Origin of the sequence: Caldimonas taiwanensis NBRC 104434 (genome assembly GCF_001592165.1) — a bacterium.
GTDB lineage: Bacteria > Pseudomonadota > Gammaproteobacteria > Burkholderiales > Burkholderiaceae_C > Caldimonas > Caldimonas manganoxidans.
Map to the genome: position 1 here is coordinate 31,875 of NZ_BCWK01000008.1, position 24,050 is coordinate 55,924.

At 64.6% G+C, this 24,050-nt stretch carries 22 protein-coding genes; 13 read left to right on the plus strand and 9 right to left on the minus strand.

Features of this window, described 5'->3' with window-relative positions; genetic code table 11:
• Nucleotides 1-64 precede the first annotated feature (64 nt).
• The 3 genes from CTA01S_RS08585 to CTA01S_RS08595 all read right to left on the minus strand — a co-directional run bounded on the left by CTA01S_RS08585 (nucleotide 65) and on the right by CTA01S_RS08595 (nucleotide 6,276).
• On the minus strand, nucleotides 65-1,762 hold the full coding sequence (locus CTA01S_RS08585) for a ShlB/FhaC/HecB family hemolysin secretion/activation protein (RefSeq protein WP_062194601.1): 1,698 nt from the start codon (nucleotides 1,760-1,762) through the stop codon (nucleotides 65-67).
• Nucleotides 1,763-1,860: 98 nt separating this feature from the next.
• On the minus strand, nucleotides 1,861-2,340 hold the full coding sequence (locus CTA01S_RS08590) for an HIT family protein (protein WP_062194604.1): 480 nt from the start codon (nucleotides 2,338-2,340) through the stop codon (nucleotides 1,861-1,863).
• A gap of 15 nt (nucleotides 2,341-2,355) precedes the next feature.
• The gene (locus tag CTA01S_RS08595) at nucleotides 2,356-6,276 is read right to left on the minus strand and encodes a DUF3683 domain-containing protein (RefSeq protein WP_019560935.1); all 3,921 of its coding nucleotides are present in this window, start codon (nucleotides 6,274-6,276) and stop codon (nucleotides 2,356-2,358) included.
• A gap of 277 nt (nucleotides 6,277-6,553) precedes the next feature.
• Between CTA01S_RS08595 and ugpB the strand changes: the two genes are divergently transcribed.
• The 7 genes from ugpB (at nucleotide 6,554) to CTA01S_RS08630 (ending at nucleotide 13,851) form a co-directional block, all read left to right on the plus strand.
• Nucleotides 6,554-7,870 carry a sn-glycerol-3-phosphate ABC transporter substrate-binding protein UgpB gene (ugpB, locus tag CTA01S_RS08600; RefSeq protein WP_019560936.1) on the plus strand — a complete coding sequence of 439 codons (1,317 nt, stop codon included), beginning with the start codon at nucleotides 6,554-6,556 and terminating at the stop codon, nucleotides 7,868-7,870.
• A 110-nt stretch (nucleotides 7,871-7,980) separates the two neighbouring features.
• Complete coding sequence (gene ugpA, locus CTA01S_RS08605) at nucleotides 7,981-8,862, plus strand: sn-glycerol-3-phosphate ABC transporter permease UgpA (protein WP_062194606.1); 882 nt, start codon at nucleotides 7,981-7,983, stop codon at nucleotides 8,860-8,862.
• A 1-nt stretch (nucleotide 8,863) separates the two neighbouring features.
• On the plus strand, nucleotides 8,864-9,718 hold the full coding sequence (gene ugpE, locus CTA01S_RS08610) for a sn-glycerol-3-phosphate ABC transporter permease UgpE (RefSeq protein WP_019560938.1): 855 nt from the start codon (nucleotides 8,864-8,866) through the stop codon (nucleotides 9,716-9,718).
• A 12-nt stretch (nucleotides 9,719-9,730) separates the two neighbouring features.
• Complete coding sequence (locus tag CTA01S_RS08615; protein WP_062194608.1) at nucleotides 9,731-10,801, plus strand: sn-glycerol-3-phosphate import ATP-binding protein UgpC; 1,071 nt, start codon at nucleotides 9,731-9,733, stop codon at nucleotides 10,799-10,801.
• Complete coding sequence (gene ugpQ, locus CTA01S_RS08620; protein ID WP_062194610.1) at nucleotides 10,798-11,556, plus strand: glycerophosphodiester phosphodiesterase; 759 nt, start codon at nucleotides 10,798-10,800, stop codon at nucleotides 11,554-11,556. The genes CTA01S_RS08615 and ugpQ overlap by 4 nt, the downstream gene beginning before the upstream one ends.
• Before the next feature lie 98 nt (nucleotides 11,557-11,654).
• Nucleotides 11,655-13,082: an NfeD family protein gene (locus CTA01S_RS08625; RefSeq protein ID WP_062194612.1), complete on the plus strand. Its 1,428-nt coding sequence runs from the start codon at nucleotides 11,655-11,657 to the stop codon at nucleotides 13,080-13,082.
• Nucleotides 13,072-13,851 (plus strand): slipin family protein, encoded by a 780-nt coding sequence (locus CTA01S_RS08630; protein ID WP_062194616.1) that lies wholly within the window; start codon nucleotides 13,072-13,074, stop codon nucleotides 13,849-13,851. The genes CTA01S_RS08625 and CTA01S_RS08630 overlap by 11 nt, the downstream gene beginning before the upstream one ends.
• On the opposite strand, the gene CTA01S_RS08635 is transcribed toward CTA01S_RS08630, so the two are convergent.
• Entirely contained in the window at nucleotides 13,852-14,346 is a 495-nt protein-coding gene (locus CTA01S_RS08635; RefSeq protein WP_019561406.1) for a YqaA family protein, read from the minus strand.
• A 116-nt stretch (nucleotides 14,347-14,462) separates the two neighbouring features.
• Here CTA01S_RS08635 and dusB point away from each other — a divergent pair, with 116 nt between their 5' ends.
• Genes dusB through ruvC form a run of 6 tightly spaced genes read left to right on the plus strand, consistent with a single transcriptional unit; the run spans nucleotide 14,463 to nucleotide 19,521 of the window.
• A complete protein-coding gene (dusB, locus tag CTA01S_RS08640) occupies nucleotides 14,463-15,503 on the plus strand; it encodes a tRNA dihydrouridine synthase DusB (RefSeq protein WP_062194617.1) in 1,041 nt (346 codons plus the stop codon).
• Nucleotides 15,500-15,736, plus strand: coding sequence for a Fis family transcriptional regulator (locus CTA01S_RS08645; RefSeq protein WP_019561404.1), 237 nt, complete (start codon nucleotides 15,500-15,502; stop codon nucleotides 15,734-15,736). Before dusB ends, CTA01S_RS08645 begins: the two co-directional genes overlap by 4 nt.
• A gap of 15 nt (nucleotides 15,737-15,751) precedes the next feature.
• Complete coding sequence (gene purH, locus CTA01S_RS08650) at nucleotides 15,752-17,338, plus strand: bifunctional phosphoribosylaminoimidazolecarboxamide formyltransferase/IMP cyclohydrolase (RefSeq protein ID WP_062194618.1); 1,587 nt, start codon at nucleotides 15,752-15,754, stop codon at nucleotides 17,336-17,338.
• Nucleotides 17,339-17,357: 19 nt separating this feature from the next.
• The gene (locus CTA01S_RS08655) at nucleotides 17,358-17,987 is read left to right on the plus strand and encodes a lysophospholipid acyltransferase family protein (RefSeq protein WP_019561402.1); all 630 of its coding nucleotides are present in this window, start codon (nucleotides 17,358-17,360) and stop codon (nucleotides 17,985-17,987) included.
• Nucleotides 17,984-18,973 (plus strand): phosphatidate cytidylyltransferase, encoded by a 990-nt coding sequence (locus CTA01S_RS08660; RefSeq protein WP_019561401.1) that lies wholly within the window; start codon nucleotides 17,984-17,986, stop codon nucleotides 18,971-18,973. Before CTA01S_RS08655 ends, CTA01S_RS08660 begins: the two co-directional genes overlap by 4 nt.
• Nucleotides 18,970-19,521, plus strand: a complete 552-nt coding sequence (ruvC, locus tag CTA01S_RS08665; RefSeq protein ID WP_019561400.1) for a crossover junction endodeoxyribonuclease RuvC — start codon at nucleotides 18,970-18,972, stop codon at nucleotides 19,519-19,521. Before CTA01S_RS08660 ends, ruvC begins: the two co-directional genes overlap by 4 nt.
• Here ruvC and CTA01S_RS08670 read toward each other — a convergent pair.
• The 5 genes from CTA01S_RS08670 to CTA01S_RS08690 all read right to left on the minus strand — a co-directional run bounded on the left by CTA01S_RS08670 (nucleotide 19,515) and on the right by CTA01S_RS08690 (nucleotide 24,030).
• Nucleotides 19,515-19,703 (minus strand): hypothetical protein, encoded by a 189-nt coding sequence (locus CTA01S_RS08670; protein WP_019561399.1) that lies wholly within the window; start codon nucleotides 19,701-19,703, stop codon nucleotides 19,515-19,517. The genes ruvC and CTA01S_RS08670 overlap by 7 nt on opposite strands.
• A gap of 12 nt (nucleotides 19,704-19,715) precedes the next feature.
• Nucleotides 19,716-20,651 carry a UDP-3-O-acyl-N-acetylglucosamine deacetylase gene (lpxC, locus tag CTA01S_RS08675; protein WP_062194619.1) on the minus strand — a complete coding sequence of 312 codons (936 nt, stop codon included), beginning with the start codon at nucleotides 20,649-20,651 and terminating at the stop codon, nucleotides 19,716-19,718.
• A 116-nt stretch (nucleotides 20,652-20,767) separates the two neighbouring features.
• Nucleotides 20,768-21,979 (minus strand): cell division protein FtsZ, encoded by a 1,212-nt coding sequence (ftsZ, locus tag CTA01S_RS08680; protein WP_019561397.1) that lies wholly within the window; start codon nucleotides 21,977-21,979, stop codon nucleotides 20,768-20,770.
• A gap of 72 nt (nucleotides 21,980-22,051) precedes the next feature.
• Nucleotides 22,052-23,281, minus strand: a complete 1,230-nt coding sequence (gene ftsA, locus CTA01S_RS08685; protein WP_062194622.1) for a cell division protein FtsA — start codon at nucleotides 23,279-23,281, stop codon at nucleotides 22,052-22,054.
• An 8-nt stretch (nucleotides 23,282-23,289) separates the two neighbouring features.
• Nucleotides 23,290-24,030 carry a cell division protein FtsQ/DivIB gene (locus CTA01S_RS08690; RefSeq protein ID WP_310732002.1) on the minus strand — a complete coding sequence of 247 codons (741 nt, stop codon included), beginning with the start codon at nucleotides 24,028-24,030 and terminating at the stop codon, nucleotides 23,290-23,292.
• Between the last annotated feature and the right edge of the window lie 20 nt (nucleotides 24,031-24,050).

Genomic DNA, 24,050 nt, shown 5'->3' on the forward strand with positions numbered 1-24,050 from the left:
CCAAGCGCTCGGGGGCTTTGCAGACAGAGTGCATGCAGTGCTTTGGATGAGCTGCAAGAGCGACTCAAAACACCAGGGACACGTTCACATGCAGTTTATCGTCGCCTGGAATGGGCGAGGTGGGAAGAAGGTTGTGGTCGGCGCGGCTGCCCGTCACCACGCGGGCATAGTCGGCCCGCAGGCTTGCCCCGCTGGCGTGGGCATATCGTAAGCCCAGCCCCATGCTGGCCAGGCGATCCTCGCGGCGGCGCAAAGGGCTGTCGGGCTGATCGCTGCGCACCCAACCGGCGTCGATGAAGGCCAGCGCACGCAGCCCCGGCCACCGTGTCGGGGCGGTCAGCTCCAGTGTGGCTGCCAAGCCGGAGTCCCCATACAGCGCGCGCTCGGGCACGCCGCGCACCGAACCGATGCCGCCCAGCGCAAAAGCTTCACCGGCCAACAACAGGTCGGTACTGCTCTGCGCCTGCAAGCGACCCGACAACTGCCAGCCAGGGCCCAGCGAGGTCGTGGCCTGGGCCGCGCCCCGCCAGGCCGTCCAACGGGTGGTCTCGATCGAGGGGTTCTCGGTCTGATAGGCAGCCAACTCGTTGGCCCGACCGTGCGGCAGGTTGAACGCCAGTCCCAAGCGCCCCTCCCAAGACCAGAGCCCGTCGGGCTCTTCTTGCTGCACCGCATACTCCAGCGCCAGCACCCGGGTGCGGCGATCCGAAGCCCACGACCCGCTGCCGGCCAGCTCGCCAGCACGAAACAGACGGTCTCTGAGGCTCACCGAGGCTTTGGCACGCCAGTCGATGGCAGCGGCCAAATGGTAGGTATAACCCAAGGCCGTTTCGTGGCCCGCCCCTGCGGACACAAAGGTCGAAGGCGCCTGCTCGGCCGGCTCGAGCCCGAAAGGGCCGACCCCATCGGTGCGCATGTGCTCGACCGACACCACGCCCCCCCAGGCATACACCGGCACGCGGTAGCGCAGGCCGAATTGATCGATGTCATGAGGGCGATCCGTCGAGCTGGCGTAAACCCCCACGAGACGATGGTCCAAGCCGAAAGGCTTGTCATGCCCCAAGGCCATGACCAGGCGATCGCGCCCGGTGTCTGGCGTGCCGTCGTTGTTCCACGCCACGCCGGCGTGCCAGGGCCGACGCTCTTGCACCTGCACGGTGGCCGAGACGGTGTCGGCGCGGGCCCCTGGCGAAAGCGCCACTTGCAACTGGCGCGAGGGATTGTCATTGGCGATGACCATCTCGCGTGCCAGCCGCCGCAGGTTCGGGGTGGTCTGCTCTCGAAGTTCGGGCAGCGCCGCGCGCACTTCGGCGACGTCGAAGTACCGCCCCGCCCCTTCGACCCGGACGCTGTCGATGGTTTGCCGCAGCACCTGCAAAGTGATGGTGTCGGAGAGGTTCTGCGGCGGCAACACCACCCGGTACAGCCCATGGCCTTGGTCACGCAGGGCCTGCTCCAGCGCCGCCCCCACCCGTCGCAACATGGCCGGCGAGCTTTCACGGTGCAGGAAAGGCGCCAGTAATGCCGCGGTATCGGCCGCGCTGAGCGGATTGTCCCCCGTGATCGCAAAGCCCTTGATGGTCGATGGCGCGTCCCCGTGCTGCAGTTGGGCAGACGCCGCCGGTCCTGCAGCCGCCAACGCCAGGGTAAGCCCCCCCAACCGCAGGGCGGCACCACGCGCCATCAGAAGAATGTCCCGGGAATGCACCCTCAGGCCATCCTGCAGGCGTGTCAGGAAACGATCGATGCAAGCGAAATCCATGAGCCTGTGGCCGGCATGGCTGCCGGAGGTCCAAACCACGGATTACATCACCGAAGCCTTCGGTGGCCAACCCTCGTCCTTGGGGAGGGCGCCGCCGCTCAGGGCCACCCGCCCAAGGCCAAGGCCATGGCCCGATCCACCGCCGGCAGACGCTCTCGCAAACGACCAAGCGCCGCGGCCTCGACCCCGCGCTGGGCAGCGCCCCACACGGGCTGCGGAAAATGGCTGTCCCACTCGAAGCGGGCGATCACATGCCAGTGCAGGTGGGGCACGACATTGCCCAACGAGGCCAGGTTGATCTTGGTCGGCGCCAACTCACGGCGCAGCACGCCCTCGATGGTCATCAGCCATGCCAGGCAACGCTGCTGCTCGGCCGGCTCCAGATCGCTCATCTCGCAGGCGTGTTCACGGCGCACGAGCCGGTAAAAGGCCGGAAAGGCTGCATCGTCCACTCGAATCACGCGCCAACCCGGCAGTTGCGTGACGATCCAGCCCCCCGGGTGATGGCACAGCGGGCAACCGGCCACCGGGTGCTGAGCGGCTTCAAAGTCGTCGCGCCAAGACGCTTCCGCTTGCATGGGAGGCTTTCCGCTTCAAACCAACACGCGCTCGATGCCCCCATCGTTGGCGGCTTTCACGTAGTCGGGCATCCAGTTCTCGCCCAGGATCTTGCGAGCCATCTCCACGACGATGTAGTCCGCCTCCAACAGCCCATGGTTCAGATCCTCGCCATAGCGCGACAACCCTTGCAAGCAGCTCGGGCAGGAGGTCAGGATCTTGATGTTGTCCTGCGGCCGCACGGCACCGGTGCTGCGCAACGCGGCCTCGCCCTTGCGGATCTCTTGCTCTTTGCGGAAGCGAACCTGGGTGGCGATATCCGGCCGGGTCACGCCCAGCGTGCCCGATTCACCGCAGCAGCGCTCGCTTTTGAGCACTTGCTCGCCCACCAGGGCCTTGACGGTCTTCATCGGATCTTGCTGCTTCATCGGGCTGTGGCAGGGGTCGTGGTACAGGTAGGCCCCCTGCCCCTCGAGCTTGATGCCTTTCTCCAGCAGGTATTCGTGGATGTCGATGATGCGGCAGCCGGGGAAGATCTTGTCGAACTCGTAGCCCTGGAGCTGGTCGTAGCACGTGCCGCAGCTCACCACCACGGTTTTGATGTCGAGATAGTTGAGCGTGTTGGCCACGCGGTGGAACAGCACCCGGTTGTCGGTGATGATTTTCTCGGCCTTGTCATATTGACCCGAACCTCGCTGCGGGTAGCCGCAGCACAGGTAGCCCGGCGGCAACACGGTCTGCACGCCGGCATGCCACAACATGGCTTGGGTGGCCAAACCAACCTGGCTGAACAGGCGCTCCGAGCCACAGCCGGGGAAGTAAAACACCGCCTCCGTCTCCGGCGTGGTGGTCTTGGGGTTGCGGATGATCGGGACATAGTTCTTGTCCTCGATGTCCAGCAAGGCGCGCGCGGTCTTCTTGGGCAGCCCGCCCGGGAGCTTCTTGTTGATGAAGTGAATCACCTGCTCTTTGACTGGCGCGGCGCCCACCGTGGCCGGAGGACGGACGGTTTGTTTGCGCGCGACGCGCTTGAGCAAGTCATTGGCCAAACGCTGGGCCTTGAAGCCCACGCCCACCATGGCCGTGCGCAGGAGCTTGATGGTCTCCGGGCGTGTGGCGTTGAGCATCATCATCGCCATTTTGTTGCCCGGACGGAAACTCTTCTTGCCCATCTTGCGCAACAGGTTGCGCATGTTCATGGACACGTCGCCAAAGTCGATTTTCACCGGGCATGGGGAGAGGCACTTGTGGCACACCGTGCAGTGGTCGGCCACGTCCTCGAACTCTTCCCAGTGCCGGATCGACACGCCGCGGCGAGTCTGCTCTTCGTACAGGAAGGCTTCGACCAGCAGCGAGGTGGCCAGGATCTTGTTGCGCGGGCTGTACAGCAGGTTGGCTCGCGGCACGTGCGTGGCGCACACCGGCTTGCACTTGCCGCAACGCAGGCAGTCCTTGACCGAGTTGGCGATGGCGCCGATGTCCGACTGCTGCATGATCAGCGACTCATGCCCCATCAACCCGAAGCTCGGGGTGTAGGCATTGGTCAGGTCGGCATGCAAGGTCTCGCCGCCGACGGCCACACCGCGCATCAGCTTGCCTTTGTTGAAGCGGCCTTCGGGATCGACACGCTGCTTGTACGCGATGAAGTCGCGGATCTCCTCGTCACTGAGGAACTCCAGCTTGGTGATGCCGATGCCATGCTCGCCCGAGATGACCCCGTCGAGGCTGCGCGCCAGCTTCATGATGCGTGCCACCGCCTCATGGGCGGTTTGCAGCATCTCGTAATCGTCGGAATTGACCGGGATGTTGGTGTGTACATTGCCATCGCCGGCATGCATGTGCAAGGCAACCCAGACGCGGCCGCGCAAGACCTCTTTGTGGATGCGCCGGCATGCGTCGAGGATGGGCGCAAACGCCGCCCCGGCGAAGATCGTTTGCAGGGGTTTGAGCACCTGCGTCTTCCACGAGGCGCGCAGACTGTGGTCTTGCAGCTGTTCGAAGTAGCTGCGACCCGGTTGGCCATCGGCCCCGGGTTGCACCACGTCGAGCTGATGCATCCAGCGCGACCACAGTTCGCGCACTTCGCGCAACAGCGCCAAGGCCTGTTGCACGCGGTCTTCCAGCAATTCGGCGCTTGGGATCTCGCTGGCATCGTCGGTCTTGCCCAGCGGCAAGTTGCCCTGGGTAAAAAACGCCTCCAAGCGGTCGAGCAGCGCCAGCTTGTTGCGCAGACTCAACTCGATGTTGATGCGCTCGATGCCGTTGGTGTACTCACCCATGCGGTGCAGGGGGATCACCACGTCCTCGTTGATCTTGAAGGCGTTGGTGTGGCGGCTGATGGCAGCCGTGCGCTTGCGGTCGAGCCAAAACTTCTTGCGCGCATCGGCCGAGATGGCGATGAAACCCTCGCCCGAACGGGCATTGGCAATGCGCACCACTTCCGAAGCGGCACGGGCCACGGCGTCGGGGTCGTCGCCCACGATGTCGCCGATCAACACCATCTTGGGCAAGGTGCCGCGTTTGGATTTGGTGGCATAGCCCACGGCCTTGAGGTAGCGGTCGTCGAGGTGTTCCAGCCCCGCCAGAATGGCGCCACCGGGCTTCTTCGCCTCGGCGAACATGAAGTCTTTGATTTCGACGATGCTGGGCACGGCGTCACGAGCATTGCCGAAGAACTCCAGGCAGACCGTGCGCACATGCGCGGGCATGCGATGCACCACCCAGCGTGCGCTGGTGATCAGGCCGTCACAGCCTTCTTTTTGCACGCCGGGCAAACCGGCCAGGAATTTGTCGGTCACGTCCTTGCCCAGGCCTTCCTTGCGGAAGGCCCGCCCCGGGATGTCCAGACGCTCGGTGCGCAGGAGCGTTTTGCCATCGGCTTCGTAGTAGCGCAGCTCGAAGCTGGCCACCTCGACGTCGTGGATCTTGCCCAGGTTGTGGTTCAGACGCACCACCTCCAGCCACTGGGCGTCGGGCGTCACCATGCGCCAGGAAGCCAGATTGTCCAGCGCAGTGCCCCACAGCACGGCTTTCTTGCCCCCGGCGTTCATCGCGATGTTGCCGCCCACGCAGGACGCTTCGGCCGAGGTGGGATCCACCGCGAACACATAGCCGGCCCGCTCGGCGGCATCGGCCACGCGCTGGGTGACCACACCGGCTTCGGTCCAGATGGTGGGTACGGGATGGTCCACCCCCGGCAGCATGACCATCTCGACCTCGGTCATGGCTTCGAGCTTCTCGGTGTTGATCACCGCGCTCTTCCACGTCAGTGGCACAGCCCCGCCGGTGTAGCCAGTGCCACCGCCGCGCGGGATGATGGTCAGCCCCAGCTCGATACAGTCCTTCACCAAGGCGGCCATTTCGGCTTCAGTATCGGGGGTGAGCACGACGAACGGGTACTCCACCCGCCAGTCGGTGGCATCGGTGACATGGGCCACGCGGCTCAGGCCATCGAACTTGATGTTGTCGCGCCGGGTGTGACGACCCAGCACGCGCAGGGCCCGGCGGCGCAGGGCGGCCACTTCCTCGAAGCGGCGCGCGAAGGTCTCGACGGCACGGCCGGCGCAGTCCAGCAGCTCGCCCACCAAGGCATCCCGTTCGGGATCGAGCTGCGGCGTGCGGCGTTTTTCGATCTCGCGCAAACGGTGATGCAGGGCTTCGATCAGCAGCCGCCGGCGCTTGGGGTTGTCCAGCAAGTCGTCCTGAAGATAGGGATTGCGCTGAACCACCCAGATGTCGCCCAGCACCTCGTAGAGCATGCGAGCCGAGCGGCCGGTCTGACGCTCGTCGCGCAGGCGCTGCAACACCTCCCAGGCACGCGCCCCCAAAATGCGAATGACGATCTCGCGATCTGAAAAGGAGGTGTAGTTATAGGGAATCTCGCGCAGACGCGGCTGCGCGTCGAGCGGGGCGTCCGCGGAAGCGACAAGATCCTTCAGAGGCAGCGGTGCATTCATGGGCGCCTGGCGCGTGGGGCTGAGAGTGTGAGGGCGCAAAGGCGAATCGTACCGCAGCGCAGCAAGCCCGCCGGGGCCCCGCCGGGGAAACCGTGTGCGCACCGTGCCTAATGCCTGCCCTGCGTTGGCGCAAGTTGACGCCTTTGCGCCGGCTCAAACCATGGGACTAACCCGCTTGCGGGCCTGCACCTTCCATGACAGAAACGCTGCTGTCACAAACAGGCACTAGCCTTCGCGGACTTTGAGTGGTCCTGCATCCTTTTTTCACGGAGTCGTCATGAAACGCAAACTTCTCGCGCTGTCCTCGGTCCTGGCCGCCGTTGTGGCCACACCGGTCCAGGCCCAGGTCGAAATCCAATGGTGGCATTCGATGGGCGGCGCCCTGGGTGAGTGGGTGAACGATCTGGCCAAGGATTTCAATGCCAGCCAGAGCACTTACCGCGTCGTGCCCATTTTCAAGGGCAGCTACGATGAGTCGATGACGGCGGCCATCGCGGCCTTCCGGGCCGGCAACGCGCCGCACATCCTGCAGGTCTTCGAGGTCGGCACCGCCACCATGATGGCCAGCCGCAATGCCATCGTGCCCGTGGGAGAAGTGATGAAGAAGGCGGGCGTGACTTTCGACCCCAATGCCTACGTGCCGGCCGTGGCCAGCTACTACACCGCCCCCAACGGTCAGATGCTGAGCTTCCCCTTCAACAGCTCGACCACGGTGTTTCATTACAACAAAGATGCTTTCCGCGCAGCCGGACTGGACCCGAACAATCCGCCCAAGACCTGGCCCGAAGTCGCGCTGGCCGCAGCCAAGCTCAAAGCCAGTGGCCACAAGTGCCCGTTCACCACGAGCTGGGTGAGCTGGACCCAACTGGAGAGCTTCTCGGCCTGGCACAACACCGAGTTCGCCACCAAGGGCAATGGCATGCGCGGCATCGATGCGCGGCTGACCTTCAACAGCCCGCTGCACGTGCGCCACATCGAGAACCTGGCCAACATGGCCAAGCAGGGACTGTTCGTCTACAAGGGGCGCGGCAATGCGGCCGACGCGACCTTCGTCTCGGGTGAGTGCGCGATGATGACCGGCTCGTCGGCCTTGTACGGCAACATCAAGCGCAACGCCAAGTTCGAAAGCGGGATCTCCACCCTGCCTTATTACCCCGACGTGCCTGGCGCGCCACAAAACACCGTGATCGGCGGAGCCAGCCTGTGGGTGATGGCTGGCAAGAAAGACAACGAGTACAAGGGCGTGGCAGAGTTCTTCGCTCACCTGTCCAAGCCCGAGGTGGCCGCCAAGAGTCATCAGCGCACCGGCTATCTGCCAGTGACCAAAGCAGCTTATGAGCTGACGGAAAAATCGGGCTTCTACAAGCAAAACCCCGGCACTGACGTGTCGGTGGAGCAAATGATCCGCAAGACGACCGACAAGTCGCGCGGCATCCGCCTGGGCAACTTCGTGCAGATTCGCACCATCAACGACGAGGAGCTGGAACAGGTCTGGGCCGGACGCAAGACCGCCAAGCAAGCCCTGGATGACGCGGTGCGCCGCGGCAACGAACAGCTGGAGCGCTTCGAGCGCGCCAACAAGGGTCGCTCGTAATGGGTCGCTCGTAAAATCTCGCGCCTTTGCCCGAAAACTCCCTGCGGGCTTTGCTCCTGCTGCGCCTGCCCATGCCTGCGTGCATGCGGCAGGCGCTGATGGTTTGAACCATGGAAAAACGCGTCCGATTCAAATCCTGGTGGCTGCCCTGGCTGCTGGTGGCCCCCCAGATGGCCGTGGTGCTGGTCTTTTTCTTTTGGCCGGCGGCACAAGCGCTGTACCAAAGCGTGCTGTCCCAGGATGCCTTTGGGATGTCCACCGAGTTCGTCGGGCTGGAGAACTTCGAGCGCCTGCTCCACGATGAGACCTACATCGCCTCCTTCCGGACCACGGCGGTGTTTTCGATCTCGGTGGCCGTCATCGGCCTGACGGTGTCGCTGCTGTTGGCCGTGATGGCCGACCGCGTGATCCAAGGGGCCGGCCTCTACAAGACGCTGCTGATTTGGCCCTACGCCGTGGCGCCCGTGGTGGCCGGCGTGCTGTGGCTGTTCATGTTCGCCTCGCCCTTTGGCACCATCGCCTACTTGCTGCGCCTGCTGGGCCTGGACTGGAACCATTTGCTCAACCCCAACCATGCGATGGCGCTGATCGTGATGGCGGCGGTATGGAAGCAGATTTCTTACAACTTCTTGTTCTTCCTGGCGGGTTTGCAATCCATCCCCAAATCGCTGATCGAAGCAGCCGCCATCGATGGTGCCGGCTTTTGGCGGCGGTTCTGGACCGTCGTCTTTCCGCTGCTGTCACCCACCACGTTCTTCCTGCTGGTCATCAACATCGTCTACGCCTTTTTCGACACCTTCGCCATCATCGATGCGGCCACGCAAGGTGGGCCCGGCAAATCGACCTCCATCTTGGTCTATCGCGTCTACTACGATGGCTTCAAGGCTTTGGACATGGGAGGATCGGCCGCACAGTCGGTCGTGCTGATGGCCATCGTCATCGGCTTGACGGTGATCCAGTTCCGCTTCGTCGAGAAAAAGGTTCAGTACTGACATGATCGAACGACGCCCGGGGCTGACCTTTCTGTCCCATTTCATCTTGATCGCCGGCGTGGCCATCGTGGCCTTTCCGGTGTACCTGACGCTGGTGGCCTCCACCCAGACGGCCCAAGAAATCGCCTCCACCGTGCCGATGTCGCTGCGGCCGGGCACGCATTTCTGGGAAACCTACAAGATCGCGCTGTTCGGTGGGGAAACCGCCGCCGGCAGCACCGTGCCGGCAGCACTGCCCATGATGGGAGTCAGTTTGGTGATGGCCGTGGTGATTGCCGTGGGCAAGATCGTGATCTCGCTGCTGTCGGCCTTTGCCATCGTCTACTTCCGCTTCCCGCTGCGCAACCTGGTGTTCTGGATGATCTTCGTCACGCTGATGCTGCCGGTGGAGGTGCGCATCGGGCCGACCTACGAAGTGGTATCGAACCTGGGCATGCTCAACACCTACGCGGGCCTGACCATTCCGCTGATCGCCTCGGCCACCGCCACGTTCCTGTTCCGGCAGTTCTTCCTGACGGTTCCCGACGAGTTGGTGGAAGCGGCACGGGTCGACGGCGCAGGCCCCATGCGCTTCTTCTGGGACGTGCTGCTGCCCATGTCGCGCACCAGCATCGCCGCGCTGTTCGTGATCCAGTTCATCTACGGCTGGAATCAATACCTGTGGCCGCTGCTGATCACGACCAACGAAGACATGTATCCCATCGTGCTGGGCATCAAGCGCTTGGTCTCGGGCGAGGCCTACACCGAGTGGAACGTGTTGATGGCCACGGCTTTCCTGGCCATGCTGCCGCCGGCCTTGGTGGTCATCCTGATGCAAAAGTGGTTCGTCAAGGGCCTGGTCGACACCGAAAAGTAAAGCACCCAATTCATGGCATCCCTGACTTTCAAGAACGTCGTCAAGCGCTACCAGCAGGGCAAGCAATCGCTGCAGGTCATCCATGGGGTCACTGCAGAAATCGCCGACGGCGAGTTCATCGTGATCGTCGGCCCCTCCGGCTGCGGCAAATCCACGCTGCTGCGCATGGTCGCTGGTCTGGAGGAAGTGTCCGAAGGGCACATCTTGATCGGCTCACGCGTGGTCAACGACCTGGAGCCGGCCGATCGCGACATCGCGATGGTGTTCCAGAACTACGCGCTCTATCCGCACATGAGCGTGTTCGAGAACATGGCGTATGGCCTGAAGATTCGCAAACTGCCCGCGCAGGAGATCCGCCGGCGGGTGGACAAGGCCGCCCGCATATTGGAGCTGTCGCACCTGCTGGACCGCAAGCCACGCCAGCTCTCGGGCGGCCAGCGCCAGCGCGTGGCCATGGGTCGAGCCATCGTGCGCGAGCCGCAGGTCTTTCTGTTCGACGAGCCGCTGTCCAATCTGGATGCCAAGCTGCGCGTGCAAACACGGCTGGAAATCCAGAAACTGCACCGCGAGCTGGGCATCACCTCGCTGTTCGTCACCCATGACCAGGTCGAAGCCATGACCCTGGCCCAGCGCATGATCGTGATGAACGCTGGCCACATGGAGCAAATCGGCACGCCCGACGAGGTCTACGCCGAACCGGCCAGTACGTTCGTCGCCGGCTTCATCGGTTCGCCGCCGATGAACCTGCTGGAAGGTCAGGCCACGGCAGCCGGGCGCTTGGCCGTGGGCGGCCTGGAGATCGACCTGCCATCGGGTGAAGGCTCGCCGGTGTCCGGAGCCGTCATTCTCGGCGTGCGCCCTGAGCATCTGGTGCTGGGAAATTCGGGCTGGCCTCTGGTCGTGGAGATGGTCGAAGTGCTGGGCGCCGAGCGGTTGATCTACGGCAAGCTGGGCACGGCCATGATGGTGGTGCGCGCCGACGACAGCCACCAACACCCACGAATCGGTGAGACGCTGTACATGACCCCCCAGCCCGGCAAGCTGCACTGGTTCGACATCAACACGCACAAGCGCATCCCATGATCTGGCCCTACCCCTTGTGGATCGCCCACCGCGGCGCCGGCCGGCTGGCCCCGGAAAACACCTTGGCGGCTTTTCGGCAGGGCGCCAGCTTCGGCTACCGGGCCTTCGAATGCGATGTCAAGCTCAGCCGTGATGGACAGCCCTTCTTGCTGCACGACGCCACGCTGGATCGCACCACCGATGGTCAAGGGGTGGCGGGCGAACAAGACTGGTCGGCTTTGAGCCGTTTGGACGCAGGCGGCTGGCACAGCCGGGCGTATGCCGGTGAGCCGCTGCCAACCTTGGAGGCCATTGCCCGCTACGTGCTGCGCAATGGCTTCATGCTCAATGTCGAGATCAAGCCCACCCCTGGCACCGAAAGTCTCACCGGCGCAGCCGTGGCTCGGCGCTGCGCCCAGCTGTGGGCGGACAGCCGCACCGTGCCGGTGGCCCCACCGCTGCTGACGTCTTTCCAACCGGCGGCCTTGCAAGCCGCCCAAGCGGTCCAGCCCGCCTTGCCACGCGGGCTGCTGCTGGAACACTGGTGCGCCGACAGTCTGGCCCAGGCCCAAGCGCTGCAATGCGTGGCCATCGTGGCCCAGTACGCCTTGCTCGACCGCGGTCGGATCGAAGCCATCCATGCAGCGGGGATGAAAGCCCTGGCCTACACGGTCAATGATCCGGCCGAAGCACACCGCCTGCTCGGCCTGGGCATCGATGGCCTGATCACCGACGCGGTGGACCGCTTCTCTCCGGGCACCGGGGTGCACGACTGACACTGCCCGGGGCCTCGCCCCGGGTAGACGCCGAAGAGCGGGCCTCTCATAATGATCCGCACACCCACGGCGGGTGTGCGGATCCACGGACCATGAAGATGGCACGGCGGCCCCTGATCCTGTGGTGGTGCGCCACCCTGTGGGTGGCCTTTGTGCTCGGAGCCGGTGCCGCGGCGCCGCCAGCCCCTGCGGCGCCGCCTGCCCCCGTCAGGGTCGTCACGATCGAGGGAGCCATCGGCCCGGCCACGGCCGAGCATGTGCGGCGCGGACTGACCCATGCCCAGCGCGACGGCGCCCAATTGGTGGTGCTGCAGATGGACACCCCCGGGGGCCTGGACACCTCGATGCGCCGCATCATCCGCGACATCCTGGCCTCCCCGGTGCCCGTGGCGAGCTTCGTGGGGCCCAGCGGCGCGCGCGCGGCCAGTGCCGGCACGTACATCCTCTACGCCAGCCATATCGCAGCCATGGCCCCAGGCACCAACCTCGGCGCCGCCACGCCGGTGGCCCTGGGCGGCTCGCCCGAACCGGCGCCGCCTCCAGCGCGCTCCGGGCGCCCTGCGCAGCCGGCGGCCTCGGGGGCTTCGGAGCCGGCACCGCAGACCGGACCCACGCCCACCGTGTCGGGCCAAAAGCAGCTCAGCGACGCGGTTGCCTACATCCGTTCCTTGGCGCAGATGCGCGGACGCAATGTCCAATGGGCTGAGAAGGCCGTGCGCGAAGCCGCCAGCCTCAGCGCCGAGGAAGCGCTCGCGCAAGGCGTCATCGAGTTCGTGGCGCGCGACCTGCCCACGCTGCTGGCTCAGATCGACGGCCGGCGCCTGGACATCGAGGGCCGCTCACTGACACTGCGCACCGCGGGTGCCGCCCTCGTGCACGAGGAGCCCGACTGGCGCATTCGCCTGTTGGCCGTGATCACCGATCCCAGCGTGGCGCTCATCCTGATGATGCTGGGCATCTATGGCCTGTTTTTCGAGTTCTCCAACCCCGGCGCGCTGGTGCCTGGGGTGTTGGGCGGCATCTGTCTGCTGCTGGGGCTGTACGCCCTACAGTTGCTGCCGGTGAATTACGCCGGGCTGGCCTTGATCGCCTTGGGCTTGGCTTTCATGGTGGCTGAAGTGCTGATGCCCAGCTTCGGGGTGTTGGGCCTGGGCGGCATCGTCGCCTTCGTGCTGGGCGCGGTCATCCTCATCGACACGGAAGTGCCCGGCTTCGGCATCCCCTTGGGTTTGATCGCCGCCATGGCGGTGCTCAGCGCTGCAGTGGTGATCGGCCTGACGGCCATGGCCGTGCGCTCGCGCCAGCGCGCCGTGGTCAGCGGCGATGCCACGGTCATCGGCCAGCAGGCCCGGGTCCTCGAGGTTGGCGTTGACGAGGCCTGGGTCGAGGTGGCCGGCGAACGCTGGCGCGCGCGCAGCCACACCAAGCTGCACACCGGGCAGACCGTGCTCGTGCACGGTCGCGACGGCCTGGTTCTGCATGTTCGACCTGTCGCCCCCCTCCAGGAGAGTGATCATGATCGTTGACCTCGGTTCGCTCGGCTTTGGCGGCCTGCTGCCCATTGCAGTGCTGGCGTTGCTGGCCGCTTCATTGCGCATCCTGCGCGAGTACGAACGCGGTGTCGTCTTCCAGCTCGGCCGCTTCTGGAAGGTCAAGGGCCCAGGCTTGGTGATCGTGATCCCCGGCGTGCAGCAGATGGTCAAGGTAGACCTGCGCACCATCGTGTTGGACGTGCCCACGCAAGACGTGATCTCGCGCGACAACGTGTCGGTGCGGGTCAATGCGGTGGTCTATTTCCGGGTGGTGGATCCGCAGAAAGCCATCATCCAGGTCGAGAACTTCATGGTGGCCACCAGCCAACTTGCACAGACCACCTTGCGCGCCGTCTTGGGCAAACACGAGCTCGACGAAATGCTGGCCGAGCGCGAACGACTCAACCTGGACATCCAACAGGTGCTGGACGCCCAGACCGATGCCTGGGGCATCAAGGTGGCCAACGTGGAGATCAAGCATGTGGATCTCGACGAGTCGATGGTGCGGGCCATTGCCAAGCAGGCCGAGGCCGAGCGCGAGCGGCGCGCCAAGATCATCCATGCCGATGGCGAACTGCAAGCCTCGGAAAAGCTGATGCAGGCCGCCCGCATGCTCGGCCAAGAACCCGGCGCCATGCAGTTGCGCTATATGCAGACCCTGAGCACCATCGCCAGCGACAAGGCCTCGACCATCGTCTTTCCGATGCCCATCGACCTGCTGACGCTGATCAAGTCATCCGGCCCCGAGCAGCCCAAGAAATGACTAGCGCGGCAACTCGACCATGCCCGGGAACAGCCACAGCAGCGCCGAGGTCATGATCAGATAGCGCAGGAACTTGCCCACGGCCATGTAGAACACGCAAGGCCAAAACGGCAGCTTGAGCCAGCCGGCCACACTGCACAAGGGATCACCGACCCCCGGCAACCATGACAGCAAGCAGGCCCGGGGACCAAAATCGCGCAGCCACAGCAGCGCACGCGCCTTGACCGGATGCTCTTTGTGCGTGAGGCGGTCATAGGCTTCATGCGCCCCGTAGCCCAACCACCAGTTGAGCGCCCCGCCCAAAGTGTTGCCCACCGTGGCCACCAGGATCGCCGGCCAGAACAGCTCGGCGTTGAGCTTGATGAGGCCAAACACCGCTGGCTCCGACCCCATGGGCAGCAGGGTGGCCGAGACGAAGGCCACGACAAACACGGTGCTCAAGCCGAATTGCGGCAGAGCCAGGGCGCTGAGCAAGGAATAGAGCCAGGCTTCCATGGCTGGCGATTATCGGTGTGCGCTGCAGCAAGGCTGCAGACCGCACATTTCATTTCCTGAAAGCTGGCAAGGCTATACTCTGCCTCCTTTTTCAGCACATCCCCTGCCACACTCCCATGCGCATCGGCCCTCACGAGCTGCCCAACGCGCTGTTCGTCGCGCCCATGGCCGGGGTCACCGATCGGCCCTTCCGCCAGTTGTGCAAGCGGCTGGGTGCGGGCTATGCGGTGAGCGAAATGGTGACTTCGCGCAAGGACTTGTGGCACAGCCTGAAGACCTCGCGCCGGGCCAACCACGACGGCGAGGTCGAACCCATTGCCGTGCAAATCGCCGGCACCGAGCCGGCCATGATGGCCGAGGCGGCGCTCTACAACATCGACCGCGGCGCGCAAATCATCGACATCAACATGGGCTGCCCGGCCAAGAAGGTGTGCAACAAGTGGGCCGGCTCGGCCTTGATGCAAGATGAAGCTCTGGCCTTGTCCATCATCGAGGCGGTGGTGGAGGTTTGTGCCCCGCGGGGCGTGCCAGTGACTTTGAAGATGCGCACTGGTTGGTGCCAGCGACACAAAAACGCGGTCCGTCTGGCTTGCGCAGCCGAGCAGGCCGGTGTGGCGATGATCACCGTGCACGGCCGCACCCGCGAGCAAGGTTACTCCGGTCAGGCCGAATACGACACCATCGCCGCGGTGAAAGCGGCGGTGAAGGTGCCGGTGGTGGCCAATGGCGACATCGATTCGCCCGAGAAAGCGCTGGCCGTGCTGCGATATACCCAGGCCGATGCCCTGATGATCGGGCGCGCGGCCCAGGGGCGGCCCTGGATCTTCCGAGAGATCGAGCACTTCCTGGCCACCGGCACCCATCGCGCGCCGCCGCGGGTGCGTGAAGTGCAAGCCTGGCTGATCGAGCACCTGCACGACCACTACAGTCTCTACGGCGAATGGAGCGGCGTGCGCACTGCCCGCAAGCACATCGGCTGGTACGTGCGTGGCCTGCCCGGCGGAGAAGCCCTGCGCCGGCACATCAATACCCTTGAGAGCTGCGATGCGCAGCTCTCCGCCCTGAATCGATACTTTGAAGCGCTGTCGGAGCGCCATGTGCATCTGCCCGATGCACCGGCCCTCCAAGACGAGCCGTTCGATGCCGAGGTCGCATGAGCAAGAAGCAAATCGAAGAATGCATCCGCGCGAGTCTGGAGTCCTATTTCAAGGATTTGCGCGGGGAGGAGCCGCATTCCATGCACGAGATGATCATCTCCGTCGTGGAAAAGCCCTTGCTGGAGGTGGTGATGCAGCACGCGCAGGGCAACCAATCGCGCGCCGCCGAATGGCTGGGCATCAACCGCAACACCCTGCGACGCAAGCTCATCGAACACAAGTTGATCAAGTAAGCCCCAGGCCCCACCATGTCGAACCCAGCCCTTACCGCCTTGCTTTCGGTCTCGGACAAGACCGGCATCGTCGAATTCGCCCGTGCGCTGGCAGCGCTCAACGTCCGCCTGGTCTCCACCGGCGGCACGGCCAAGCTGCTGGCTGATGCAGGCTTGAAGGTCACCGAGGTGGCCGAGCTCACCGGCTTCCCAGAGATGCTCGACGGCCGCGTGAAGACCTTGCATCCGCGCGTGCACGGCGGATTGCTGGCCCGTCGCGACGTGCCTGAGCACATGGCCGCACTGAATGAGCACGGTATCGGCACCATCGATCTGTTGGTGGTCAACCTCTATCCCTTCGAGGCCACCGTGGCCAAACCCGGCTGCACGCTGGAGGAAGCCATCGAGAACATTGACATCGGCGGGCCGGCCATGGTGCGTTCGGCGGCCAAGAATTGGAAAGACGTCACCGTCCTGACCGATCCGAGCCAATACGCCGAGGTCATCGACGAGCTGCAACGCCATGGCACCACGCGAGCCGAGACGCGCTTCAAGCTGGCCGTGGCAGCGTTCAACCGCATCGCCGATTACGATGGTGCCATCAGCGACTACCTCTCGTCGCTGCAACCCGACGGCACCCGCAGCCTCTTCCCGGGCCAAAGCAATGGCCGCTTCGTGAAGGTGCAGGACCTGCGCTACGGCGAAAATCCTCACCAGCAAGCGGCCTTCTACCGCGACTTGCACCCCGCTGCCGGCTCTTTGGCGACGGCCCGACAGCTCCAAGGCAAGGAGCTCTCCTACAACAACATCGCCGATGCCGACGCGGCCTGGGAGTGCGTCAAGTCCTTCGATACGCCGGCCTGCGTGATCGTCAAGCATGCCAATCCGTGCGGTGTGGCCCTGGGCGCCGATCCTGCGCAAGCGTATGCCAAGGCCTTCAAGACCGATCCGACCTCTGCCTTTGGCGGCATCATCGCATTCAACCGCCCGGTCGACGCCGCAGCCGCACAGCTGGTGGCCAAGCAATTCGTCGAAGTGCTCATCGCCCCGGGCTTCTCGGACGAAGCGCGCGCCATCTTCGCCGCCAAACCCAACACCCGCCTGCTCGAGATTGCCCTGCCGCCAGGAGGCCCCTCGGCCTGGGAACAGGGTCGCAATCAGATGGATGTCAAGCGCGTGGGTTCGGGCCTGCTGCTGCAGACGGCCGACAACCGCGACGTGCGCCTGGACGAGCTGAAGGTCGTCACGCACAAGCAGCCCACGCCCGAGCAACTGGCCGATCTGTTGTTCGCCTGGCGTGTGGCGAAATATGTAAAGTCCAATGCCATCGTGTTCTGCGGCGGCGGCATGACCTTGGGCGTGGGGGCGGGTCAGATGAGTCGCATCGACTCGGCGCGCATCGCCTCCATCAAGGCTGCCAATGCAGGGCTGTCGTTGCAAGGCTCGGTCGTGGCCAGCGACGCCTTCTTCCCCTTCCGCGACGGACTGGATGTGGTGTGCGACGCTGGTGCCACCTGCGTGATCCAGCCCGGCGGCAGCGTGCGCGATGACGAGGTGATCGCCGCAGCCAATGAGCGGGGCATCGCCATGGTGTTCACGGGCGTGCGTCACTTCCGTCACTGAGCCCGGCCTGGCAAAGTCCATGACGCTTGCGCATGCCACCGGCTTGCTGCTGTCGGCCCTGGCCCGCCTGATTACCGGCGCGCAGGGCCACTGGCTGGGCTGCATCCCCAAAGCCGAGCAGCGCATCTACTTTGCCAATCATCAAAGTCACCTCGACTGGCTGCTGATCTGGTGCGCGCTGCCGCACGAGCTGCGCACCCGGACGCGACCGATCGCCGCCAAGGACTACTGGACGTCCGGCAGGTTCAAGCATTGGATCACCCGCGAAGTGTTCAACGCGGTGTATGTGAACCGTCACCGCACCGATGACCAAGACCCACTGGAGCCGCTGGTCGATGCCCTGCAACACGGCGACTCGCTGGTGATCTTTCCTGAAGGCACACGCAACAACCTGGGAGAACCTCAGCCCTTCAAGTCCGGGCTGTATCACTTGGCCCAGCAATTCCCTGACGTTCCCTTGATTCCCTGCTGGATCGACAACGTCCAACGCGTCATGCCCAAGGGCGAGGTGGTGCCGGTGCCGATTCTGTGTTCGGTGACGTTCGGCGCACCGATGCAGCTGGCGCCTGGCGAGGACAAGCGCGACTTCCTGGAACGCGCCCGAGCCGCGGTGGTCGGCCTGCGCAGGCCCGGGAGAGGCACGGCATGAATGTCCTGAAGACCCTGCGCAGCTGGTCCGCCAGCGAGCAGATCGGCCTGCTCTTTCTCATCGTGTTCGGCCTGCTGGTGCTGGCCTCCATGCTCGCCATGGTGATGAGCTTGAAGGCGCAGACCGATGCGCAGCATGCCCGGGTCGAGCGCTTCAAGCGCGTGCTGCGCGATTCATGGGTGTGGGTGTCGGTGTTCTGGATCGCGTGGGTCGCTGGCGCCTTCGTTTCGATGTTGTTGTTTGGGCTGCTGTCGTTCTACGCACTGCGGGAGTTCATCACGCTCAGCCACACCCGGCGCGGCGATCACCGCAGCCTCATCTTGGCGTTCTTCATCGTGCTGCCGCTGCAGTACTGGCTCGTTGGCACGCGCCAGTTCGACCTGTTTTCGGTGTTCATTCCGGTCTATGTCTTCTTCGCAATCCCGGTGATCAGCGCGCTGGCCAACGACCCCGAACGCTTTCTGGAGCGCAACGCCAAGATCCAGTGGGGCATCATGGTTTGCATCTACGGCCTCAGCCACGCCCCTGCGCTGTTGCTGCTGGAGTTTGCCGGCTATGCGCAGCGTGGCGCCTTCTTGCTTTTCCTGCTGGTCTTCGTGGTGCAGACGAGCCTGTTGGTTCAAGCCTACGTGGCCCGCCATCATCGGCTCACACCCGTGGCCCCGGCCATCAGCACCTCGTTTTCCTGGGGGGCGGCCGGCGCCGGTGTGTGCGTCGGCAGCCTGTGCGGCGCCCTGCTGTACTGGATCACGCCGTTCAAGGCCGGTCAGGCCTTTGCCATGAGCTTCATCGCTTGCACCGCCGGCATGTTCGGGCATTTCGTGATGAAGGCACTCAAACGAGACGCGGGGGTGCAGTCCGCGTGGCATGCCGAGGGCCACCCCGTGACCGGCGCCGTGGGGCTGCTCGACCGCATCGCCGCGCTGAGTTTCGCAGCACCGGTGTTCCTGCACTCGGTGCGTTGGTATTTCGAGCTGCGGCCATGAGGGTGCTTGGCATCGACCCGGGCTTGCAAACCACGGGCTTTGGCGTGGTCGACGTGGAAGGCCCGCACCTGCAGTACGTGGCCAGCGGCACCATCCAGACCCGCCATGCCGACCAGGGCGACCTGCCCGCCCGCCTGAAGATCCTCTACGAGGGCATCCGCGAAGTGGTCGCACGCTATCGACCCACCGCGGCCTCCGTGGAAATCGTCTTCGTCAACGTCAACCCGCAGTCCACCTTGCTGCTGGGCCAAGCCCGCGGCGCGGCCTTGGCAGCCCTGGTGAGTTGCGAGCTGCCGGTGTACGAGTACACCGCCTTGCAGATGAAGAAGGCCATCACGGGCCATGGTCTGGCGCGCAAGGATCAAATCCAGGCCATGGTGAGGCGGCTGCTACGTTTGCCCGGCGAGCCCGGCAAAGATGCCGCAGACGCGCTGGGCTTGGCGATTTGCCATGCCCACGCCAGCTCGGCCTTTGCCGCCCTGAGTCAAGCCGGCGGCAAACCACGTCGGCGCACGCACGCACAGATCAAGGGCGGTCGCACCTACTGAGCAGGCCAGAAGATCCGCTCGACGATCAACACCGCAAAGAAGCCCAGCGCCGCCACGAGGGTCCATTTGATGATGGCCACCCCCAGGTGGAGCCAGCGCCGATCGTTGCGCAGCAAATACAGACCCAAACAGACGATCGCCGCCAACAGCAACAGCAGGATCGCCAGGCGAAAGACGACCATCGGCGGGGCCGCTCACCAAGCCGGCGCCAGTTGCGCAAAGCCTTGTGGCGCCTGGCGTTCGTCTTCGAAGCTGACGATCTCGTACTGGCTGGCGTCGGCCAGCAGCGCTCGCAGCAGCTTGTTGTTCAAGGCGTGGCCGGATTTGTAGGCGCTGTAGGCCGCCAGCATGGGTTTGCCAATGACATAGAGGTCGCCGATGGCATCCAGGATCTTGTGCTTGACGAACTCATCGTCATAGCGCAGGCCCTCGGCATTGAGCACTCGGTAGTCGTCGACGACGATGGCATTGTCCATGCTGCCGCCCAGACTCAGGCCACGCGAACGCATCATCTCGACGTCCTTGGTGAACCCGAAAGTGCGGGCTCGAGCGATGTCACGGCTGTAGCGGCCGCTGGCGAAGTCGAACTCGTAGCGCTGGCCGGTCTGGTTGACGGCCGGATGGTCGAAATCGATCTCGAAACTGAGTTTGAATCCATGGTACGGGTCGAGCCGCGCCCACTTGAGGCTGCGGCCCTCCCCTTCGCGCACCTCCACGGGCTTGAGGACGCGCACGAAGCGCTTGGGCGCGCGCTGAAGTTCGATCCCGGCGCTGTGCAGGAGATAGACGAAGGAGGCGGCAGAGCCGTCCAGGATCGGAACTTCCTCGGCCGTGATATCGATGTAGAGATTGTCGATGCCCAAGCCGCAACACGCGGACATCAAGTGCTCCACGGTGTGCACCCCCGGCGCTCCGGGGTCCCCCCCGGCGGACAAGGTCGAGTTCAAGCGCGTGTCGGTGATGGCAGTGGCCGACACGGGAATCTCGACCGGCACGGGCAGGTCGACCCGCCGAAACACGATGCCGGTGTCTGGGGCTGCGGGGCGCAGCGTGAGTTCCACGCGCTGTCCGCTGTGCAGCCCGACGCCGACGGCGCGAGTCAGCGACTTCAAGGTGCGTTGTTGGAGCATGATGCCTCGATTTTAGGCAATGCCTATAGCCCTTGCAGTGTCCATGGACGCAAGGGCGGGCCGGCGCAGGCTATCGTGTCGATAGCCCACGTCCGACCGCCCCCCTTGAGGGCGCTTCAGTCGGCCTGCTTGCGCAAGAACGCCGGAATCTCGATTTCGTCCATGCCGTTGCTGGCCAAGGCATCGACTTTGGCGGCGGCTTGCGTGCGCCCATTGCGCCAGACGCTGGGGGTGTTCAGGCTGGCGTAGTCGTGCGTGGAGGTTGCCGTCGCAGGCATCGAGACCGTGGCATTGAGCACCGGGATGTTGTCGGTCCCCGTGCGCAAGGCCGGCTGAGAGTGCACCACGCTGATGGGGGCCTGCTGGCGGCGCGCCTGCGGCGACAAGCCCGTGGCGATGACGGTGACGCGCAATTGGTCGCCCAGGCTCTCGTCGTAGGCGGTGCCGTAGATGACGTGGGCGTCCTCGGCCGCGTAACGACGGATGGTGTTCATCGCGTTGCGCGACTCGCTCAGCTTGAAGCTGCTCTTGCTGGCTGCGATCAACACCAGCACGCCACGGGCGCCAGACAGGTCGATGCCTTCGAGCAGCGGGCAGGCCACGGCCGCTTCGGCCGCTTTGGTCGCGCGGTCCGGGCCGGAGGCCACCGCCGTGCCCATCATGGCCTTGCCAGGCTCACTCATCACGGTCTTCACGTCTTCGAAGTCGACGTTCACCAAGCCAGGGATGTGGATGATGTCGCTGATGCCGCCCACGGCGTTCTTCAACACATCATTGGCTTTGGCGAACGCCTCTTCCTGGGTGACGTCATCGCCGAGGACTTCCAGCAGCTTTTCGTTGAGCACCACGATCAACGAATCGACATTGGCCTCCAGCTCGGCCAGGCCGGCATCGGCCTGCTTCATGCGACGCGGCCCCTCGAAATCGAACGGCTTGGTCACCACGCCGACGGTGAGGATGCCCATTTCCTTGGCCACCCGGGCGATCACGGGCGCCGCCCCCGTGCCCGTGCCACCGCCCATCCCGGCGGTGATGAAGAGCATGTGGGCGCCATCGACGGCCTCGCGGATGCGGTCCACGGCCTCCTCGGCGGCAGCCTTGCCGGCCTCGGGCTTGGAGCCGGCGCCCAGGCCCGTGGTGCCAAGCTGGATGAGCTTGTGCGCCGACGAGCGGTTGAGCGCCTGGGCGTCGGTGTTGGCGCAGATGAACTCCACGCCTTGAACGCCCTGGGCCATCATGTGCTCGACCGCGTTGCCGCCGCCGCCGCCCACACCGATCACCTTGATCTGCGTGCCCAGGTTGAACTCTTCAATCATCTCGATAGCCATGATGAACCTCCTTCGTCGTTGCAGTTGCCATCACACAAGAAAAACATGCGGGGTCTTCTGTCGGCCCCACGCTCAAAAATTCCCAATGAACCAGTCTTTCACGCGACCAAAGAACGACTGCACCGAACCGACCTGCTGGGCCGCCCGGTGACCGCGCACGCGCGACAGTCGCGCCTCCTCCAACAAGCCCATCACGGTGGCCGAGCGCGGATTGGCCACCATGTCATGCAAGGCCCCCGAATAGGTCGGGATGCCTTTGCGCACGGGCTTGAGAAAGATGTCTTCGCCCAGCTCGACCATCCCCGGCATCACCGCCGAGCCGCCGGCCAGCACGATGCCCGAGGACAGCAGTTCCTCGTAGCCACTTTCGCGGATGACTTGGTGCACCAGCGAAAAAATCTCTTCCACGCGAGGCTCGATCACGCCGGCCAAGGCTTGGCGACTGAGCATGCGCGGGGCACGATCGCCCAACCCGGGCACTTCGACCTGCTCGTCCGGGTCGGCCAGCATCTGCTTGGCCACGCCGGATTCGACCTTGATCTCCTCGGCGTCTTTCGTCGGCGTGCGCAAGGCCATCGCGATGTCGCTGGTGATGAGGTCGCCCGCGATGGGAATGACCGCCGTGTGACGGATGGAACCATCGGTGTAGATGGACACGTCGGTCGTGCCCGCACCGATATCGACCAGACACACCCCCAGGTCCTTCTCGTCCTCGGTGAGCACGGCCGCAGCCGAGGCGCTGGGGTTGAGCACGAGCTGCTCGACCTCCAAGCCGCAACGGCGCACGCATTTGACGATGTTCTCGGCCGCGCTCTGAGCCCCGGTGACGATATGCACCTTGACCTCCAAGCGCCCACCGCTCATGCCGATGGGCTCCTTGACTTCGTGACCATCGATCACGAACTCTTGCGGCTCGACCAACAACAGCTTCTGGTCGTTGGGAATGTTGATCGCCTTGGCGGTCTCGATGACGCGCGCCACATCGGTGGGCGTGACCTCTTTGTCGCGCACGATCACCATGCCCGTGCTGTTTTGCCCTCGGATATGGCTGCCGGTGATGCCGGTATAGACGCGCGTGATCTTGCAGTCGGCCATCATCTCGGCCTCTTTCAGCGCTTGCTGGATGGACTGCACGGTCGCGTCGATGTTGACCACCACACCACGCTTGAGTCCGTGTGAAGGAGCCACGCCCAGCCCCGCCAAGCGCAGTTCCCCGCTGGGCAACACTTCGGCCACGACCGCCATCACTTTGGCCGTGCCGATGTCCAAGCCGACGACGAGATCCTTGTATTCCTTGGCCATGAAGTTCCTCAGTTCTTTGCTGCCGGGATCGTCTGTGTGGTCACCCCGCGGATGCGCACGGCATAGCCTTCGCGGTGGCGCAAGTCGGCATATTCGAGCGGTCCGGGGTAGCGGGCGGTGACCTGACCGATGGTGGCCACCAGCCGGTCCACGCGCGCCAGCACTTCCTCGGCGCTGCCTCGGCCCAACTCGATGCGCGCGCCGCTGTCGAGCTGCGCATGCCAGTGCCCTCGCTCGGACAGCCCAAGCTGCACCACTGGCGAACCCAGTCGGGCCAACACGGGGGCCACCTCGCGGTACAAGGCCAACACCCGCGCCGCGCTGCCTTCGGGGCCGGTCAAAGTGGGCAGGCTTTCGTCTTCGATGTCGCCCAGGTTGGCCTCGAACACCTCGCCGAAAGTGTTGACGATCCGGTCCTCGCCCTTCGGACCACGCCAATAAGCGGCCGGCACGTGCTCTTCCAGCGTGACGGCCAGCCGGTTGGGCCACACGCGGCGCACCACGGCCTGACGCACCCATGGCACGGCCTTGAAAGCCTGCTGGGCTTGCGCCAAATCCATCGTGAACACGTTGCCACTCAAACGCGGCAAGGCATTGGCACGAATCGTGGCCACCGAGTTGCGCGCCACGTCACCATCGATGCGGATGGCCCGGATCGAGAACACAGGCCAACGCACCACCCAGCTGGCCGCAGCCCATAGAAAGACCAGCGCAGCCAGTGCGCACAGCACGGCGGCAGCGGCGTTCATGAGGCGAATGTCCAGCGGCA